Raw genomic sequence first — 18,845 nt, forward strand, 5'->3', positions numbered from 1 at the left:
GCGCCGAGAAAACTCCCAGTTTCGGGAATCTTGTTCAGACCTTCCTTAAGTGTGGCGAGCCACCGCATCGCGGCCTGAATGGCGGCCTCGATCTGCTCCAACTCCTGTATCGGGAAACAGGGCTGCGTGTCTTGCTCGAATTGAGTTTGCATCACTTCCTCCAGAGACGACGGGTACGATGGCCCACAGTGATGGTGTGGCCGTCCGCGCTTTTCACCTTGTAGGCATCGAAATACTCCGCAAGTCTTGACACCGGGCGACGGCCCAGGTCGCGCTCCATATTCCGGATGCTGTCCTTGTTGAGGTAAAGGATGAGGGCTCCGTGCCCGTCATGCTCTTCCTGGCCGTAGAGGTCGAGGAGTTGATCGACCATCGGCGGAATGCAGCGTTGCTGCGCCCGAACCTTGGCATGCCTGGTGTTCACGAGGGGTGCTACAAATCGGCAAATATGGTGTCAATTTTCGCCGAGTAGTCACGCTGGGCGTCGTGCCCAGGGATAAGCCAGTCAGGCATGTAGCAGCTCAGCCCGAGCAGATCCTTGTTGTCGCGCATCTTGTATTCGAAGATGGTCGTGTACACGCTGTCAGCCGGAGCCACGGAGCCCGCTATGGGGTTTCCTTTTACCCGAACCGTCTTACCGCTGCTGGGTTCCACGTAGTCTTCAAGTCCTGCGTCATCGACGTATATTTGCATCCCACAGCGGATCGCCCAGAACGGATCGATCATAGACTCCAGCGGATAGAAGGTGTTCTGAAAGAACGGGCCAACCGATTTGTACTCGCTTCAGACCGCACTGCGCCATGCGCTGCCGATATAGCGGAAGAGGAGCTTGTCGACAACAGCCGGTGAAACTGCGAGCAATAGGAATAGCCGGTTGAAAAAGGCATCGCGCACGATACGCTTGCGGCTGCATATTTCGTTGAGCCGCGCTGTCAGGTCTGACGGCAGCGCCAAGCTCACGAGCTTTCGATCAAGCTGGTCAAGCCGTTCCAAGACATGGTCGTAGCTCGCCTGTGTGTTTGGAATGGAGACCTCTTCATCAAGCCAACCCAATTCGACCTCGAGGATCTTCGCAAGGTAAGCGTCGCGTCGAAGGCATGCCTTGTCTATCTTTGCATCGAGCTTCTCGATGATCGGCCGCCAGATCTTGACGGAGATCTTGGGAACCGTTTTGAGCGTCTTGGCTGCCATGCTGCGCTCCTGTGCTAACACCACCAGGCACAGTATGGCGAATGGATGCGCCAAACGGAATGGCAATATGGAGAAAGAAATATCTTTACAACTTCTTTGCCGGCGAACCTGCCGCTCGTCTCGAAACGTCCCAGTGATCCGATTCAGGGGTGAGCCGACTCGAAACGCCTGATTCGCGATAAAACTGCGGACAATGCGTCTTTGGCTCGTGCTGTGTCGTAATCGGTTTGCAGGCCGACCCAGAAGCCGTCGCTGGTGCCGAAAAAGCGGGCGAGGCGCAGGCCCGTGTCAACCGTGAGCGCGCGCCTGCCCGCAACGATTTCGCCAATGCGCCTTTGTGGTACGCCAATTTCCTTCGCCAAGCGGTACTGGCTGATGCCCATCGGCTTGAGAAACTCTTCGAGCAGGATTTCACCTGGGGTCGGGTAAGGGACGTCGCGCATGATTCAATGTCCTCAGTGGTAATCGACGATCTCGACATCGAAGGCATTCCCGCCGTCGAAGCGAAAGCACAGGCGCCATTGGTCGTTGATGCGGATGCTGTACTGGCCAGCGCGATCAGGCTTCAGCTGCTCAAGCCGGTTGATTGGCGGAATGCGAAGATCGTCAAGCCTCGCGGCTCGGTGGAGCATCGCCAGTTTGCGCATCGCCACCGACTCGATGTTCGCAAAAACCGGAACACGCTTTCCGTTGAACAGGAATTCAGTTTGCCGGCACCTGAAGCTCGAGATCATACGAGCCGATACTAACGCGATGCGTCGCTGCCGGCAACCGGCATGTCGCTGGAGGTGGGCGATTCAGCATCGGTGGCACCCCAACGATGGCCCTGTCATCGACCCGCCCGGGTCGCGGCATAGGGTAAGTCGCAACTCGAAGGCGCAGCCTCCTTGTCGAAGTGGGCAGCGCTACCACACTGCCTCGCCTCGGTCATCGGCTACGAAGTCTTGAACAGTGCCTCTGCTTCCTGCTGTCCGAGCTCGAAGTAGCGCTTTTGCGCGCTGCGGTCCTTGAACGAAATGGTCATGCTCTCCAGGTCCCGCGGGCGCAGGACGTGCAGGGGTTTGGCGTAGTAGCGTCTGCCGGCGATCTCCGCGCTGGTCTTGCCCATTGCCGCGAGCATCCCGTTGATCAGGGTTGCCTGCGCGAAGATGCGCGTGTTGGGCAGCGTGAGCTGCATGTCGCTGACCAGCAAATGCGTGTCGATACTGTTCAGCGGCAGCAGGAACGAGTTGGCGTTGTACAGCTTGTCGAGTTCGCGGTGATAGTCGTAATCGGTGAAGTCCACGGCGATGATCTCGTCGACTTCGTCGTCTTCGAACAGGGTGCGCAGCGGTGTGTTGTCGAGATAGCCGCCCTCGATGTAGTAGTCGCCATCGATGGTCACTGCCTTGAAATACGGGATCGTCGTGATGCCGGCAAGGAAGGCGTCCATGAATGCGTCGAGGCTGCGGTCGTCGACGCGCGACAGCATTTCATTGACCTGGAAAAAGCGCCCTTGCCGGCGGCTGAGGTTGGTGGTGCGAATGTCCCAGCGCAGTGTCGCGAGATGTTGCGCCAGCAGTGTGCGCCGGCGCTCGTCGTCGAGCTGCAGCGACTTGCGGCAACTGTCCTTGTCCACGCTGAACAGGTGTGTGCCGCCCGACAACAACTGCGGGCGCAGGCCGCGAAAGTTGGAGAAGATGTCGAAGATGTCGCCTGCGTTGAGGCGGATGGTGCGCGTCAGGACCGGCGGCAGATCTTCGCTCTGCCAGTCCCACAGCAGGTAGTCGAGAACGATGTTGTTGCCCGAACTGGTGGAAGCGATGTGTACCACGGGGACGTCGTTCTTCCGCAGCCATACCAGTACGCCTTCGGTATAGAAGCTGCGGTAGCCGCCACCGGAGGCGACGAATCCATATCGGGTCATGCTCGCTCCTCGTGCAATTCCTGGCTGGCCGGCGGGTGCCGGCGGTCGCCAGTACCCCGACAAGTGTGTCACACTTTCGCCGTGGGGCGAAGCCGGCGTCCGGCAGGGACGGTCTTGCCCCGATCGGTCACGGTCACCTCGAAGCCTGTCGCGTCCGCATGGGGGGAACAAGAAGATGGACGGAACACAAATACTTGCCGATTTTCGCAGCAAGTTCCAAGTCGACGAGCTGCTGGTCGCGAAAACGCCCGCCTGGTCGTGGTCGGTGCGACCGGCGCAGGCGACACTGGCTTGCGGCGTCCTCTCCTTGAACCGCTACGCCGCGCATTTGGCGGAGGTGACGGCAAGCGAAATGGCCGAGCTCTCCGCTCTCGTCGGGACGATCGAGCGTTCCGTGAAATCGGCCTTCGGCTACGACATCATCAATTACCTGATGCTGATGATGGTCGATCACCACGTACACTTTCACGTCATTCCTCGCTACAACGGCAGTCGCCGGTTTTTCGGGCTGGAATGGCTCGATCCCGGCTGGCCGGCCTTTCCGGCGCTGGCCGAGCAGCAGCACCGCGAGCAGGCGGGTGTCCTGGCAGCGATCTGCAAGGAGTTGCGGGCGGCCAGCGGCGACTGAACTGCAGTCACGGCAAACGGCGTCACCCTGCCGGGTGGGTGGCCCCGCCGCTACGGCTGCTTGCGCCAGTCGCGCAGCGTTTCCTTGCGCGCTGGAGGCGCATGCCTGCGCGCGTCGCGATTGCTGATCAGCGGCAGAGCGGCGCCGAGAACGAAGGCGATACAGACAAGAAAGATGATCCAACCGGTAGACATGCAAGCCTCGCTCGGGAAACGTCTGCGTAGCTGCGCAGCGATTGACAGGGGGGGCCGACAGGTGTTGCCGGCGTCTGCCGTGGTCGCGCAGCCGCCGGCCCTGCGGCCTTGCCGGAAGTTTCGCAGATTGTCCGCGACGACGCACGAATCGCGCCCAGATCGCGGCGTCGGCGGTGGTGGCCCCCGGTGTCCAGTCTGAGCGAGGTCGCTGCGCCCGAGCCTGGCCGGGTGCCGGGCGACGGAATGCCGGGCTGGGTGCACGCTGGCCTGGCGATCTTCGCCGGTCTGCTGGCTGCGTTGATCGCTGTGCAGCATCCGCTGTGGCCAGACCTGCTGACGCCGGGCTGGCTGCTCTGGTGTTTCGCAGTATACCGCCGGCCGTCGCTCTGGCTGAAGGCGGTGCCCGCCTTGCTGCCGGTGGCCGGATTTTCGGCGTGGAGCGGATGGATCGGTGTCGAGGAGTTCGATCTGCTGGTGCTCGGCGCCGCGACGGCATGCCACGCCCGCATGGCGGTCGCGAAGGCGGCGGGTGCCTCGGTCGAAGGAGTGCGCGGCCAGCCAGCACAGCGGTTTCGCCCGGCGCGAATCGGACTCGGTCTGCTGGCGGTGTGGTGGCTGCTGGCGCTGGCACGTGGTCTGGCTGACGCCGGCGGAATGCCGCTCGGCTGGTTCGAGGGCTACGAAGAACCATTGAACTGCTTGCGGGTAGCCAAGAGTTTGCTGCTGGTCCTGCTGTTGCTGCCTTCCCTGCGCGAGCTGTTGCGAAGCAGGCCGCGGCGGGCCGGACATGACCTGGCCGTCGGCGTGGCGACTGCGCTGGGACTGGCGGCAATGGCCATCGTCTGCGAGCGCGCCGGCTATCCCGGGCTGCTGAATTTTTCGACTCCCTATCGCAGCACGGGATTGTTCTGGGAGATGCACGTCGGTGGCGCAGCGCTCGACGGCTTTCTCGCGCTGGCGATTCCGTTTGTTGCGTTCCTGCTGACGCAGGCGCGCGACCGCCGGCGTTGGGCGCTGGCGGCGGCATTGGCAGTAGTCGCCGGCTATGCCTGCCTGACCACGTTTTCGCGCGGCCTGTATCTCGGCGTCGCGGTTTCGTTGATGGTTCTCGCTGCCGCGTGCTCGGCGAGCCGTGGTCGCGCTTTCCTCGTCGGCGCGGGGAAGCAGCCGGCTGCTGCCCGCGAACCTTGGCGGGTCGTCGCCAACCGGGCACTGACGGTGGTGCTCATCGTCGAGGTGCTGGCGGTACTCGGGCTCGGCGATTTCATGGGCATGCGCCTGGCGGCGGGCGAGCGCGATCTCGGCGGGCGCGTCCGGCACTGGCGCGAGAGCCTGAGCCTGCTGCGCACGCCTTCGGAATGGCTCCTCGGCAGAGGTTTGGGTCGCTTTCCGGCGAATTACTCGCATTCCGTGCCGGGGCGCGCGATGCCGGGCAGGCTGCAGTGGCTCAACGAAGGCGGTGACAGCCACCTGCGCATCTACCGACCGCAGCACGCTGCGCGCTCGCGTGGCGCGTTCGAGCTGCTGCAGCGGGTGCCCGTGCCGACCGACGGCAGCCATGTGTTGGCAATGGACCTGCGGGCGCCGCAGTGGGCGAGTTTGCGGGCCTCCATTTGCCACAAGCATCTCCTGTATGCGGCGTCCTGCGTGCAGTTGCCGCTGACACTTCCGCCGGGCGACGAGTGGCGGCGCATTTCACTGGCAGTTCCCGCTCCCGCGCGAGCCGCGGGCGGCTGGTCGATGCCCGGCTTCGGATTCTTTTCGCTGCGGCCGGAGGGGCCGGCAGAGTTCATCGAAGTCGACAATCTGAGCCTGGTCGACGGGCAGGGGAATCAGCTGCTGGCCAACGGCGATTTCTCGGCCGGGATGGCGCATTGGTTCTTTGCCGGTTACCATTACTTCGTACCGTGGCACGTCGACAGTCTGTTCGTCGAAACCTTGATCGACCAGGGCGTGATCGGCTTGCTGCTGTTGCTCGCGCTGCTCGCGATGGCCCTGCGCAACCTGCTGCGAGGTCCGGGAAGTCGGCACGGCCTCGCGCCGTATCTTCTGGCGGCCTTGGCCGGCAGTCTGGTGGTCGGGGTTTTCTCCAGTCTGCTGGATATGCCGAGGTGTGCCTTCCTGTTCTACTTGCTGCTATGCTGCGCCCTGTTTCTGGACGAGCATGATCAGGAAGACCTTTCCGATCGCCCGGCGCCGTTCCCGCAAGTGTCCTTAGAGCTGCCGCGCATTGTATAATCCCGGCATAAATCGCCCGGGATTCCAGTAAGAAATTCTTTTTATTATATGGTTATAGGATTTTTGCAAAGTAGTTCATTAATTGTCGCCGGGCGGCGCGCGGTCGCTCCGTCCGGCTACTGTCGTGCGCGTGTGCATTAGGTCACGTTCTCCAAAATTTTGCAGTGGTAGCCTTCGTTTCGTGACGCCCGGTAAGCCTTCTGATCTGCGGATGGCTATCCAGGCATCGGTCATCAGCGAGAAGTTTTCAGGTTCATGCTTGCAAGGAGTCTATCGTGATCAAGGTGTTCAATCATTGGTTTCATCGGAAGACGCTTGCCCAGGTTGCCGTCGACCTGATGGTCCCGATCGCGTGCGTGATTCTTGCCGCCGTCTGGATCGGGCATGGAGGCCAACTGGCTCTCGAGAAGGTGGCCTTCTATGCGGTGATCTTCGCACTCACGATGATCGTGCTGAATGCCTGGCTGGGCATCTATCAGAGGGTGCACAGCCGCACACGCGAGGAGACGCAGGCGCGCGCCGTGCTCTCGCTCTATCTGGCGATTCCGCTGGCCTATCTGGTGTTTTCCCTGCTCTCGGTAGCCGAAGTCGATCGGGGTTTCATGTTGCTCGCTGGCCTCTCCGCAATTTTTGCGACGCTGGTTCGGCGCGTCCATTCGGCACACGGCCAGTCGAGTTCCCTGCTCAGCAATCGGGTGCTGGTTTTTGGCGTCGGCGATGAGGCGGAAAACGTCGGACGGGTGCTGCGCAAGTCGGATCCGGACATTCAGATCGTGGGTTTCTATCCTTCGGCGACCGACACGGAGGTGGTCGTTCCTTCCCAGGTGATCCTGTCGCAGGACAGGTCGCTGTCCGACACGGCGCACACCCTGCGCGTCGACGAGATCATCGTCGCCGTGCGCGAGCGCCGCGGTGGCGCGCTGCCTCTGCGCGAACTGCTCGACTGCAAGTTGTCCGGCGTGCGGGTACTCGACCTGGCGAGCTATTTCGAACGCGCGCTCGGCCAGATCCGTCTCGATTCCCTGCGTGTCGGCTGGCTGATCTTTGGCGAAGGCTTCCGCCAGAGCTGGCGGCGGACGAGCGTCAAGCGTCTGTTCGACGTCGTGGTAGCGTCGTTCCTGCTGCTGCTCGCCCTCCCGGTAATGCTGCTGGCAGCGATTCTGATTGTGCTCGAAGACGGATTCTCGGTCTTTTACCGCCAGGAGCGGGTGGGTCTTGATGGCCGTCTCTTCCGCATCGTCAAGTTCCGCAGCATGCGCAACGACGCCGAGAGCGACGGCAAACCGCGCTGGGCGGCAGTCGATGACGATCGTGTGACCCGCGTCGGTCGCGTCCTCCGCAAGCTGCGCATCGACGAATTGCCGCAACTCTACAACGTGCTGACGGGGGACATGAGCCTGGTCGGTCCGCGTCCGGAGCGCCCCTATTTTGTCGATCAACTGACGCGCGAAATTCCGTTCTACGCGGTACGCCACAGCGTCAAGCCGGGGGTTACCGGCTGGGCACAGGTTAGCTATCCTTACGGTGCCACGATCGACGATTCCGTGCAGAAGCTGCAATACGATCTGTACTATGTCAAGAACCACACCCTTTTCCTGGATATCGTGATTCTCTTCGAGACGGTCGGCGTAGTGCTGACCGGCAAGGGCGCTCGGTGATTCGCGCGCCGCGGATTTCGCGTCTTCCGGCAGGAACGCGAGAGGAAGGTCGGCAGTGATGGACAGCAAGATGGCGATCGTGACCGCCTGGAGTTATGGTCTGGTGGCGGTACTGGCAGCCTTTCTGGCGCTCTATCTGGCGTCCGGCTGGCGTAAGGGCGGGCGCAGCCGTGCGATGTTTGTGGCGGTTGCACTGTGCGCCCTGTGGGGGTCGATGGGTCTCGCCTTCGCACTCACCGGGCAGCCACTCTTCCTTGCCGGCAATATCTTCGCCGACGTCTTGCGCTTTGGTGGCTGGTATCTCTTTCTGCTCGTCCTGATGCAGCCGGAATTGGCGGAAGGCGAGCACGTGCCTGGCCGTTCGCAGTGGTTGACCGGGCTGGCGCTGGTGCTTTTCGTCGTCGGCCTGGCGGCGCAGACACTTGTCGTATTCGGAATCGATCCTGCCTTGTCACAGCGTATTGCACTGTTCGCGTCACTGGCGATGACCGTTTTCGGACTGCTGCTGGTCGAGCGTCTGTTTCGCAATGTCTCGCCGGACTTTCGCTGGAGCATCAAACCCTTGTGCCTCGGCCTCGGGGGCGTTTTCCTGTTCGACCTGTACCTGTTCTCGGATGCGCTGCTGTTCAATCGGGTGGACGTCGACGCCTTCAGCATTCGCGGCTTTGCCCATGCGCTGGGTCTGCCGCTGGTCGCGCTGTCGGCGATTCGCAGTCACGACTGGAAACGGCGGCTGGTCATGTCGCAGCGCGTGGCGCTGCAGTCGGCGACGCTGCTGATCGTTGGCGCCTACCTGCTGTTCATGGCCGCAGCAGGCTATTACGTTCGCTTCTTTGGCGGCGAATGGGGGCGCGCTCTGCAGTTGGCGCTACTCTTTGCGGCTCTGCTGGTGCTCGTCGGACTGACGTTTTCGGGTTCGATGCGGGCCAGGTTGCGCGTGCAGGTCGGCAAGCACTTCTTCAGTTATCGTTACGATTACCGGGAAGAGTGGCTACGTTTCACACAGACTCTTTCCTCGCAGGGCGGTTTTGCGGGCATGGGGCGGCACGTCGTGAGAGGTCTCGCCGACATGGTCGAAAGTCCGGGTGGCGCGCTCTGGCTGAAGGATCCCTCGGGCCGGTTTTTCGCGCAGGCGGCTTGCTGGAACATGCCCGCTTCGCCGGCGACCGAGGATGTGGGGAGCACCTTGTGTACCTTCCTGCTCGATAGCGGCTGGGTGATCAATCTCGAGGAGTATCGATCGCTGCCACGTCGCTATGACGGTCTCGAACTCCCGTCCTGGCTGGTCGAGGTGCCGAACGCGTGGCTGGTGGTGCCGCTGACCACCGGCAGTGAATTGATCGCCTTCGTCGTGCTGGCGACTGCGCGGGCCAGGATCGACGTGAATTGGGAAGTGAACGATCTGCTGAAGACCGCCGCCCGCCAGGCGGGTGCCTTTCTCGGGCAGATGCAGGCCAGTGAGGCGCTGCTCGAAGTACGCAAGTTCGATTCGTTCAACCGCATGTCGGCGTTTGTGGTGCATGACTTGAAAAACATCATCACGCAGTTGTCGCTGATGCTCAAGAACGCTGAGCGCCACCGGGACAATCCGGAATTTCAGAAAGACATGCTGATGACCGTTGAACACTCGGTGGAACGCATGCGCACACTGATGATGCAGTTGCGCGAGGGTGCGACGCCGCTGGATGGTCCGCGCGGCATCGACCTGGCTGCAGTGATCCGGCGGATACAGACGGCGAAATCCGGGCAGGGAAGGGATGTCGAAGTGACCTTCGATGAAAGGATGGTCGCGCGCGGCCACGAGGACCGGATCGAACGGGTGATCGGCCATCTGGTGCAGAACGCACTCGACGCAACGGAACACGGTGGGCGAGTGTGGGTCCGGCTGGCCCGGCAAGGGGCGCAGGCGCTGGTCGAAGTGGGCGATAACGGGCATGGAATGAGCCCCGAGTTCGTTCGCGAGCGGCTCTTCAAGCCTTTCCAGACGACCAAGCCGACCGGAATGGGCATCGGTGCTTACGAGAGTTTTCAGTATGTTCATGAATTGGGCGGGAAAATGTCAGTTGACAGCGCGGTGGATGTCGGGACACAGGTAGACCTGCTGTTGCCATTGTTCGATGCGGGGCATGCTCCGCAGGCTGAAACAACGAAGGAGGCGGAATGAGCGCCGTAAAGTTGCCGCACCTGCTCATCGTGGAAGACGATCGTGCGCTGCAGAAACAGATTCGCTGGGCTTTCGACCAGTATGAAGCGCTGACGGCGGACGACCGGGAGAGTGCGCTGCAACTGGTGCGCCGGTATCAGCCGCCCGTGGTGACGATGGATCTCGGTTTGCCACCGGACGCGGACTCCGTTTCCGAAGGTTTCAAGCTGCTCGAAGAGATTCTGACGATCGCGCCGGACACCAAGATCATCGTCCTCACCGGTCAGAACGACCGTGCCAATGCCCTGCGGGCGATCGCGCTGGGCGCCTACGATTTCTTCGCCAAGCCATTCGAGATCGAAATGCTCGGCCTGACGATACAGCGCGCCTACCGCCTCTACGAACTGCAGCGGGAAAACGAGCGGCTGCAGGCAATGCAGCAGCCCGACGTGCTGTCCGGCCTGATCACTCGCGACCCCGAGTTGTTGCGCGTCTGTCGCACGATCGAGCGCGTTGGTGCTACCGACGCGACAGTGATGCTGCTCGGGGAAAGTGGTACCGGCAAGGAGCTGCTGGCGCGTGGCGTGCATGGGGCTTCGCCACGGCGGCGCGAACGCTTCGTCGCGATCAACTGCGCTGCGATTCCCGAGCACCTTCTGGAAAGTGAACTCTTCGGCTACGAGAAAGGCGCCTTCACCGGGGCGGCAAAAACCACTCTCGGCAAGATCGAGACGGCCAACAACGGTACGCTGATGCTCGACGAAATTGGCGACCTGCCGCATTCGCTGCAGGCCAAGCTGCTGCGCTTTCTGCAGGAGCGCGTCATCGAGCGGATCGGCGGGCGACAGGAGATTCCGGTCAATGTCCGGATCGTTTGCGCGACTCACCAGAATCTCAAGTTCCTGATCAGCGAGGGACGTTTCCGCGAGGATCTGTACTATCGGCTGGCCGAGATCGTCGTCAATATTCCGCCGCTGCGCGCCCGTTCCGGCGACGCCACCTTGCTGGCGCATGCCTTTCTCAGGCGATTTGCAAGCGAGAACAATCGTGGCGGGATGACCTTGCGCGAGGACGCGCTGCGCACGATCGAGGCCTACTCCTGGCCAGGGAACGTGCGTGAACTCGAGAATTGCATCAAGCGGGCGGTGATCATGGCGGACGGCAACCAGTTGACCGCCGACGATATTGGTCTGGCGGGCGGCGAGCCCGCGGAAGCAATCGTTCTCGACTTGCGACAGGCGCGCGACGAGGCGGAAAGGCGGGTGATCATCACCGCCCTGGCGCGCGCCGATGGCAACGTCGTCAAGGCGGCGGAACTGCTTGGCGTCAGCCGCCCGACGCTGTACGACATGATGCACCGATTTGGCCTGAAGTAGAGCTTTCTTGCAACGTTTATCCTCCGTGGGGACACCTCTCATGACTACTCGCAACTCGCTGCGCACGCTGCGCCGAACCACTGCCTCGGCATTGCTTGCCGCACTCCTCCTCGTCGGCTGTGGGGGAGAAAAACCGGAAACGATGATCAGTTCGGCCAAGGAGTTCCTGGCCAAGAACGACCACAAGGCGGCGGCAATCCAGCTCAAGAACGCGTTGCAGCAGAATCCGCAGCTTGGCGAAGCGCGCTATCTGCTCGCCAAGGCGCTGCTCGAAGGAGGTGACCCGACGGGCGCCGAGGTCGAGTTGCGCAAGGCGCAGGATCTGAACTATTCGCCCGACGCAGTGACGCCGCTGTTGGCGAAGACCATGCTGATGCTCGGACAGCCGAAGAAGGTCACCGAGGAACTGGCCAAGGCCCAGCTGACCACGGCGGAGGCGAAGGCCGACTTGCTGACGTCCGTGGGTCAGGCCTATCTGATGCAGGGCAAGGAGGAGCTGGCGGCCGATGCCTACGCTGCGGCATCAATGGCAGAACCGGGTTACGGCCCGGCGCTGCTCGGCGAGGCGCGACTGAAAGCGACCCGCGGCGATCTTCCGGGTGCTTTGGCCCAACTCGACGCGGCGATCGAGAAACAGCCCAAGCTTTACGAAGCCTGGCAACTCAAGGGTGATCTGTTTGCCGCCCAAGGCGACAGCGCAGCGGCACTGGCCGCCTATCGCAAGGCGGTGGAAATCAAGCCCGACTATCTGGCGGCGCACGCGGCGATCGTCCGGAACCTGCTGGCGGAGAACAAGCTGGACGAGGCCGGCAAGGAAATCGACGCGATCAAGCAGTTTGCTCCCAATCATCCGCAGACACAGTTTCTCCGGGCGAGTCTGTCGTACCAGCAGAAGGATTATCCGGCGGCGAGGGACGCCATCCTGCTGCATCTCAAGGTCCTGCCGGAAAGTCCGCTGGGTCTGCAACTGGCGGGGCTGATCGAGTACGAGGCGGGCGCCTATTCGCAGGCCGAGGCCTATCTGCTCAAGGCGCTGCCGCGGACTCCGCCGCTGGGTATCGCGCGGCGCGCGCTGATCACCAGCTACCTGCGCGATGGCCAGCCAAACAAGGCCCTGGGAGTTCTCGAACCGGTGCTCGACAAGATCGACAAGGACTCGAACATGCTGGCGCTGGCCGGGCAGGTGTATCTGCAGAACGGTCAGGTCGACAAGGCCGGCACCTATTTCGCGAAGGCCACTGCGCTCGATCCGAAGAGTGCCGGCAAGCGCACCTCGCTGGCCATGGTCAATCTGGCGAAAGGCGAGAGCGACGTTGCTTTCCGCGATCTCGAGCAGGTGGCAGCGGCCGATTCTGGCACCCGCGCAGATCTCGCGCTGATCACCGCGCACTTGCAGCGGCGCGAGTTCGATCAGGCGCTCAAGGCCGTCGCCGTTCTCGAGAAGAAACAGCCGGACAACCCGATGACGTACCAGCTGCGAGGTACGGCGCTCGTCGGCAAGCGCGATTTCGCCGCTGCACGCAAGAGCTTCGAGAAAGCACTGGAGTTGAACGCGGCTTACTACCCGGCTGCTGCCAGTCTGGCCAATCTCGATATCAACGAGCAGAAGCCCGACGACGCGAAGAAGCGATTCGAGTCGGTGTTGGCCAAGGATCCGAAGAATGTGCAGGCACTGATGGCGCTCGCCCAGTTGCGTGCCAAAGCCGGCGGCACGACGGAAGAAGTGGCCGCATTGGTCAGCAAGGCAGTGACGGCTAATCCGACCGATCCGATGCCGCGCCTGGCCTTGATCGGTCTGTATCTGAACAAGAAAGAAGTGAAGAGTGCTCTTGCCGCGGCGCAGGAGGCGCTCGCCGCGTTGCCCGAGCGGGCGGAGATTCTCGATGCTGCCGGTCGCGCGCAGACCGCCGCCGAGGACTACAACCAGGCGCTCGCCACCTATGCCAAACTGGCCGCGCTGAAGCCGGACTCGCCGCTTGCCTACCTGCGCATGGCAGAGGTGCAGATGGCGGCAAAGAACAAGGAAGCCGCGCTGGAAAATCTGCAAAAGGCGCTCAAGGTCAAGCCGGATTCGCTCGAAGCCCAGCGCGGGATCATCATGCTTCAGCTCGACGCCGGTCGCTCGGCGGAGGCCGTGGCAGTTGCCAAGGACGTTCAGAAGCAGCGGCCCAAGGAGGCAATCGGCTATACCTTCGAGGGCGACGTCTATGCGGCGAAGAAATCCTGGGGCGACGCCGCGGCTGCCTATCGTGCCGGGCTCAAGGCGGTAGGAACGAACGATCTGGCGATCAAGCTGCATACCGCGCTGCTCGCCGGCGGCAACAGTGCCGAGGCGGACAAGTTTGCGGAAAGCTGGCTCAAGGACCATGCAAAGGATGCCCGCTTCCGCAATTATCTGGCCGAGCTGGCGACCGCCCGCAAGGACTATGCGGCTGCCGCCAAGCAATACCGCATGGTGCTCGACGCGCACCCGGACGATCCGGCGGCGCTCAACAACCTGGCGTGGGTCGCCGGACAGCTCAAGGATCCGAAGGCGATCGAATACGCCGAAAAGGCCAACAAGTTGGCACCCGATCAGCCCGCATTGATGGATACTCTCGGCGTCCTGCTGGTCGAACGGGGCGACACCGCCCGCGGTCTCGATTTGCTCAAGAAGGCGGTGGCGCTTGCTCCGCAGGCGTCGCAAGTCCGTCTCAACTACGCCAAAGCGCTGCTCAAGAGCGGCCGGCGCATCGAGGCGAAGAGCGAACTGGAGCAACTCGCCAAGCTGGGTGACAGCTTCCCGGCGCAGGCCGAAGTGACGCAGTTGCTGAAGGGACTGTAGCAAGCAGGCGCGGCGGGACGCGAATGACCGAGAAACCCTGAGAGAATGGAGATTTGATGACTATTGTTGCTGTCGTGGGCCTGGGGTACGTTGGCTTGCCGCTCGCAGTCGAATTCGGCAAGAAGCGCCGGACGATCGGCTTCGATCTTTCGGAAAGCAAGGTGGCGAACTATCGGCGGTATGTCGATCCGACCGGCGAAGTGAGCACTGCCGATCTCGAAGCCGCAGTCCATCTCGAGGTCGGCACAGATCCGCGTGCGCTGGCCGAGGCCGATTTTGTGATCGTGGCAGTGCCAACGCCGGTCGATCAGGCGCATCAACCCGATTTCGGCCCCTTGATCGGCTCTTCCGAGGCGGTCGGGCGGAACCTGAAGCGTGGTGCCACAGTCGTTTTCGAGTCTACGGTCTATCCCGGGGCGACCGAGGAGGTCTGCATTCCGATCATCGAGAAGTATTCGGGGATGAAGTGGAAAGAGGATTTCTTCGTCGGTTATTCACCGGAGCGGATCAACCCCGGTGACAAGCAGCGGACGCTGACCAAGATCGTCAAGGTCGTTTCCGGCGATACGCCAAGAACGCTGGAGCTGGTCAGGGAGATCTATGGCAGTGTGATCACGGCCGGCGTCTATCCGGCCTCGAGCATCAAGGTGGCGGAGGCCGCCAAGGTCATCGAGAACACGCAGCGCGATCTGAACATCGCCCTGATGAACGAGCTCGCGATCATTTTCGATCGCATCGGCATCGACACCGTCGAGGTGCTCGAGGCGGCGGGCAGCAAGTGGAATTTTCTTCCCTTCCGTCCCGGTCTGGTGGGTGGTCACTGCATCGGTGTCGATCCGTATTACCTGACCCACAAGGCGGAAATGCTCGGCTATCACCCGCAGGTGATCAACGCCGGCCGGCGAATCAACGACGGAATGGGCAAGTTCATTGCCGAGCAGACTGTCAAGCAATTGATTCGCAACGGCTGGCAGGTCAAGGATACGCCGATCGTCGTGCTCGGCCTGACGTTCAAGGAGGACTGCCCGGATCTGCGCAATTCGCGCGTGATCGACGTGATTCGGGAACTCGAGTCGTATGGCGCGCGCGTGCTGGTGCACGAACCGGTCGCCGATGCCGACGAGGCACGGCACGAATACGGCGTCGAACTGATGAGCTGGGAGCAGCTTCCGGCGGCGGCGGCGATCGTCGCGGCGGTCGCGCATCGCGAGTTCAAGGAACGGCCCCTCTCCGATTACGTCGGCAAGCTCCAGAAAGGTGGCGTCCTGACCGACGTCAAGAGCATGTTCGACCAAGCGCAACTTGCTGCGCAGGGGGTGACGGTGTGGCGTCTTTGAGTTCCGCGACGCCTGCGGTCGCGACCCTGTGTGCGCGCTTGCGGGCCCAGCCGGCACGCTGGCTGGTCACCGGGAGTGCCGGTTTCATTGGCTCGCATCTCGTGGAGACGCTGCTCAGACTCGGTCAGACCGTTGTCGGACTGGACAATTTCGCGACGGGGCATCGTCGCAATCTCGACGAGGTGCGCGCGTTGGTCGGTCCGGAGCGGTGGCATCTCCATCGCTTCATGGAGGCCGACATCCGCGATCTGCAGGCATGCCGCGAGGCGTGCCGCGACGTCGATTACGTCCTCCACCAAGCGGCGCTGGGTTCGGTGACGCGCTCGCTGACCAATCCGCTGGCGACCAATGCCACCAACGTGGACGGTTTTCTCAATATGCTGGTGGCCGCCCGTGATGCCGGAGTGAAGCGTTTCGTCTATGCCGCATCGAGTTCGACCTATGGCGATCATGAGGCGCTGCCCAAGGTCGAGGAGCGGATCGGTCGGCCGCTCTCGCCCTATGCCGTAAGCAAGCTGGTGAATGAGCTGTACGCCGAGGTTTTCGCCCGGTGTTACGCCTTGCCGTCGATCGGGCTGCGCTATTTCAACGTTTTCGGTGCCCGCCAGGACCCGGAAGGAGCCTACGCCGCCGTGATTCCGCGATGGACGCGGGCGATGCTGCTTGGTGAGCCGGTGACGGTCAACGGCGACGGCGAAACCAGCCGCGATTTCTGCTTTGTCGACAACGCCGTACAGGCCAATCTGCTGGCCGCAACGACCGACGATCCGGCGGCGGTGAATCAGGTCTACAACGTCGCGGTCGATGACCGGACCAGCCTGAAGCGACTGTTCGAGATTCTGCGTACGGTGCTCGCCGAGTTCCGGCCGGCGGTAGAGGAAGTGCGGCCGGAATACGGCGACTTTCGGCCGGGCGACGTTCGCCACTCGCAGGCCGACATCGGCAAGGCACGGCGTCTGCTCGGATACTTGCCGAGCCACCGGCTGGAGGAGGGCGTCCGCGTGGCGATGCCCTGGTATGTGGCCCGCTTTGCCGTTGGCGAAGGAGTGTGCGCGTGAGGTCGTGCTGCTCGGTTTGCCCGGCGCTTTGGCGGCAAGGAGCGCTGGTCTTCTGCGGAATGATCGTGCTGGCGATGCCCGCGCTCGCCGCTGATGCGCCGCGCGACGTCGATGCCGATCGCGTGCTGAGCTTGCGCAAGGAGGCGCTGGCTTACGAGCACGGCGAAGGAGTGCCGCGGGACTATGCGCGCGCCGCCAAGCTGTATTGTGATGGTGCTCGCCTGGGCGACGCCGAGGCACAGTTCAACCTCGGCTGGATGTACGCCAACGGGCGCGGCATCGCCCGCGACGATGCCCGCGCGGCCTATTTCTTCGCACTTGCCGCGAAACAGGGGCACGTACAGTCGCAGAAAATGCAGCGTTTCGTCGGCGAGCCGACGACGGTAGTGCCCGAGTGCATGCGGCCGGGGGCTTTTCCCGACGACGGCCACGATGTCATGGTGCCAAGCAGCGAGGCGCAGAAGAAGGTTGTCGGTTTGGTGCAGCAACTGGCACCGGAGTACGGCGTCAGTCCACGTCTCGCGCTGGCGGTGATCCGGGCGGAATCCAACTTCAACCCGGCAGCGGTCTCGAACAAGAATGCGCAGGGCCTGATGCAACTGATTCCGGATACTTCGGCACGCTTCAACGTCAGGCAACCGTTCGACCCGGAGCAGAACCTGCGTGGCGGTCTTGCCTATCTGCGCTGGTTGCTGGCGTATTTCGAGGGCGATGTCAGTCTCGTGGCCGCCGCGTACAACGCTGGCGAGGGAGCGGTCAATCGCTATCGTGGTGTGCCCCCCTTTGCCGAAACGCGCGGCTACGTGCAGCGGATCATCAGCCTTTTCAAGCGCGACGATCATCCCTACGACGCCCGCGTGACAACGCCTTCACCGGAACTGCCGCGCATTCGTCTGACCCGGGGATCCTGAGGGTTCCCCCTGCGACAGGCAGGTCGCCGCCTGCTTTCCGCACTGCCCGCAGACGAGCGGATGCTCCACCGGTCACGCAGCTTGCCGCTGCAACGGGGTTCCTCCGTGTTCGAGGAGAACGATGAAATTCTGGTTGATTTCCCCCTGCCGGTCGGCGTTTGCCGCCACCCTCGCGGTGGCACGCTGGCTGGCCGGCGCGCTGCTGGCCACGTCCTTGCTGGCCGCCGGGCCAGCCGCAGCCGAACTGCCCGAGGTGATCGATCGGGTCAAACCGTCGGTGGTCGTCGTCGGTACCCATCAGCTCACGCGCAGCCCGCCGTTCCTGATGCGGGGAACCGGCTTTGTCGTCGGTGACGGTCGTCTGGTTGCGACCAACGCGCACGTGGTTCAGGAAGGGCCGGACCTCGGCGCCGGCGAGACGCTCGCCGTCGTCGTCCATTCGGCCACTGCCGCAGCCCAACAGCGCGCGGCCAGGGTGCTGCTGGTGGACAAGGCGCACGACCTGGCGCTGCTGCGCATCGATGGTCAGCCATTGCCGGCGCTCACGCTGCACGATTCCGATCCGGTCAGGGAAGGGCAGGCGGTGGCCTTCACCGGCTTTCCGATCGGCGGTGCGCTGGGCCTGTCGCCGGTCACCCATCGTGGAATCATCTCGGCGATCACCCCGATCGTGCTGCCGAGCGCAAACGCACGGCAGCTCAACGCCAGGGTCGTACAGCAAATCCGGAACGGCAGTTTCGACATCTATCAGCTGGATGCGACGGCTTATCCCGGCAACAGCGGCGGCCCGCTGTACGAGACAAGCCGGGGCGAGGTGATCGGCATCATCAACATGGTGTTCGTCAAGGAAAGCAAGGAATCGGTCCTCAGCAAGCCGTCGGGAATCAGCTTTGCCATCCCGATACGGTACCTGCGGGAGCTGTTGGCGCAGCAGAAGGCGAACTGATTTTCTCGCTGGCTGCTGGCGGCCGCTCGCGTTTCTCCCAAGCCACTGGATGGCTGCGGTTTGGTCCTCTGCGGTCGAGACTGAACTTGCCAATCACATCGAAATCCGCCATGCCGACTTGGCCCAGCGGCTTGCCAGCGTGCGCGGGATCGGCCCAACCGCCGTCGCCACTTTGATCGCCGAAGTACCCGAGCCGGGGCAGTTGTCGCGCCGGGGAATCAGGGCCCTCATCGGCCTGGCACCCTTCAATCGCAATTCCGGCCAGATGCGTGGCAAGCGCGCCCTCATCGGCGGACGCGGGCAGGTACGCCGCGGACTCTACATGGCAGCGCTCGCGGCCATCCGATTCAATGCCGTCATCCAGCAGTTCTACGACCGCCTCGTCGCCGCCGGCAAACCCAAAAAGGTCGCCATCGTCGCCTGCATGCGCAAGCT

17 protein-coding genes and 1 pseudogene are annotated in these 18,845 nt (G+C 62.7%); 11 read left to right on the plus strand and 7 right to left on the minus strand.

Going from position 1 to position 18,845, the window contains the following annotated elements; genetic code table 11:
- Positions 1–151: 151 nt before the first annotated feature.
- From NFV80_RS09310 to NFV80_RS09335, 6 genes are all read right to left on the minus strand, one after another.
- Positions 152–424: a hypothetical protein gene (locus NFV80_RS09310; RefSeq protein WP_296758481.1), complete on the minus strand. Its 273-nt coding sequence runs from the start codon at positions 422–424 to the stop codon at positions 152–154.
- Between the two features lie 8 nt (positions 425–432).
- Positions 433–726, minus strand: a complete 294-nt coding sequence (locus NFV80_RS09315) for a hypothetical protein (protein WP_295328852.1) — start codon at positions 724–726, stop codon at positions 433–435.
- 57 nt (positions 727–783) lie between these two features.
- Positions 784–1,191 (minus strand): hypothetical protein, encoded by a 408-nt coding sequence (locus NFV80_RS09320; protein ID WP_295328855.1) that lies wholly within the window; start codon positions 1,189–1,191, stop codon positions 784–786.
- 143 nt (positions 1,192–1,334) lie between these two features.
- On the minus strand, positions 1,335–1,634 hold the full coding sequence (locus tag NFV80_RS09325; protein WP_295328857.1) for a HigA family addiction module antitoxin: 300 nt from the start codon (positions 1,632–1,634) through the stop codon (positions 1,335–1,337).
- 12 nt (positions 1,635–1,646) lie between these two features.
- A complete protein-coding gene (locus NFV80_RS09330) occupies positions 1,647–1,925 on the minus strand; it encodes a type II toxin-antitoxin system RelE/ParE family toxin (protein ID WP_295328859.1) in 279 nt (92 codons plus the stop codon).
- A gap of 200 nt (positions 1,926–2,125) precedes the next feature.
- Complete coding sequence (locus NFV80_RS09335) at positions 2,126–3,097, minus strand: patatin-like phospholipase family protein (RefSeq protein WP_296758484.1); 972 nt, start codon at positions 3,095–3,097, stop codon at positions 2,126–2,128.
- A gap of 175 nt (positions 3,098–3,272) precedes the next feature.
- Here NFV80_RS09335 and NFV80_RS09340 point away from each other — a divergent pair, with 175 nt between their 5' ends.
- The gene (locus tag NFV80_RS09340) at positions 3,273–3,725 is read left to right on the plus strand and encodes an HIT family protein (RefSeq protein WP_295328863.1); all 453 of its coding nucleotides are present in this window, start codon (positions 3,273–3,275) and stop codon (positions 3,723–3,725) included.
- A 50-nt stretch (positions 3,726–3,775) separates the two neighbouring features.
- On the opposite strand, the gene NFV80_RS09345 is transcribed toward NFV80_RS09340, so the two are convergent.
- The gene (locus tag NFV80_RS09345; protein WP_295328865.1) at positions 3,776–3,919 is read right to left on the minus strand and encodes a hypothetical protein; all 144 of its coding nucleotides are present in this window, start codon (positions 3,917–3,919) and stop codon (positions 3,776–3,778) included.
- Positions 3,920–4,105: 186 nt separating this feature from the next.
- Here NFV80_RS09345 and NFV80_RS09350 point away from each other — a divergent pair, with 186 nt between their 5' ends.
- The 10 genes and pseudogenes from NFV80_RS09350 to NFV80_RS09395 all read left to right on the plus strand — a co-directional run.
- Complete coding sequence (locus tag NFV80_RS09350) at positions 4,106–6,157, plus strand: hypothetical protein (protein WP_295328868.1); 2,052 nt, start codon at positions 4,106–4,108, stop codon at positions 6,155–6,157.
- Between the two features lie 275 nt (positions 6,158–6,432).
- Complete coding sequence (locus NFV80_RS09355; protein ID WP_295328871.1) at positions 6,433–7,815, plus strand: TIGR03013 family XrtA/PEP-CTERM system glycosyltransferase; 1,383 nt, start codon at positions 6,433–6,435, stop codon at positions 7,813–7,815.
- A gap of 58 nt (positions 7,816–7,873) precedes the next feature.
- Positions 7,874–9,979 (plus strand): XrtA/PEP-CTERM system histidine kinase PrsK, encoded by a 2,106-nt coding sequence (gene prsK / locus NFV80_RS09360; protein ID WP_295328874.1) that lies wholly within the window; start codon positions 7,874–7,876, stop codon positions 9,977–9,979.
- Entirely contained in the window at positions 9,976–11,334 is a 1,359-nt protein-coding gene (prsR, locus tag NFV80_RS09365; RefSeq protein ID WP_295328876.1) for a PEP-CTERM-box response regulator transcription factor, read from the plus strand. The genes prsK and prsR overlap by 4 nt, the downstream gene beginning before the upstream one ends.
- Before the next feature lie 40 nt (positions 11,335–11,374).
- Complete coding sequence (gene prsT, locus NFV80_RS09370) at positions 11,375–14,158, plus strand: XrtA/PEP-CTERM system TPR-repeat protein PrsT (protein ID WP_295328878.1); 2,784 nt, start codon at positions 11,375–11,377, stop codon at positions 14,156–14,158.
- 56 nt (positions 14,159–14,214) lie between these two features.
- Entirely contained in the window at positions 14,215–15,495 is a 1,281-nt protein-coding gene (locus NFV80_RS09375; protein WP_295328880.1) for a nucleotide sugar dehydrogenase, read from the plus strand.
- Entirely contained in the window at positions 15,483–16,553 is a 1,071-nt protein-coding gene (locus NFV80_RS09380; protein WP_295328882.1) for an SDR family oxidoreductase, read from the plus strand. Before NFV80_RS09375 ends, NFV80_RS09380 begins: the two co-directional genes overlap by 13 nt.
- A gap of 74 nt (positions 16,554–16,627) precedes the next feature.
- Entirely contained in the window at positions 16,628–17,464 is an 837-nt protein-coding gene (locus NFV80_RS09385) for a transglycosylase SLT domain-containing protein (RefSeq protein ID WP_295328886.1), read from the plus strand.
- A gap of 121 nt (positions 17,465–17,585) precedes the next feature.
- Complete coding sequence (locus NFV80_RS09390; RefSeq protein WP_295328884.1) at positions 17,586–18,410, plus strand: serine protease; 825 nt, start codon at positions 17,586–17,588, stop codon at positions 18,408–18,410.
- Between the two features lie 169 nt (positions 18,411–18,579).
- Positions 18,580–18,845 (plus strand): annotated as a pseudogene (locus NFV80_RS09395) (transposase); the annotation flags it as partial.

The organism is Accumulibacter sp., from assembly GCF_023806565.1.
Classification (GTDB): domain Bacteria; phylum Pseudomonadota; class Gammaproteobacteria; order Burkholderiales; family Rhodocyclaceae; genus Accumulibacter.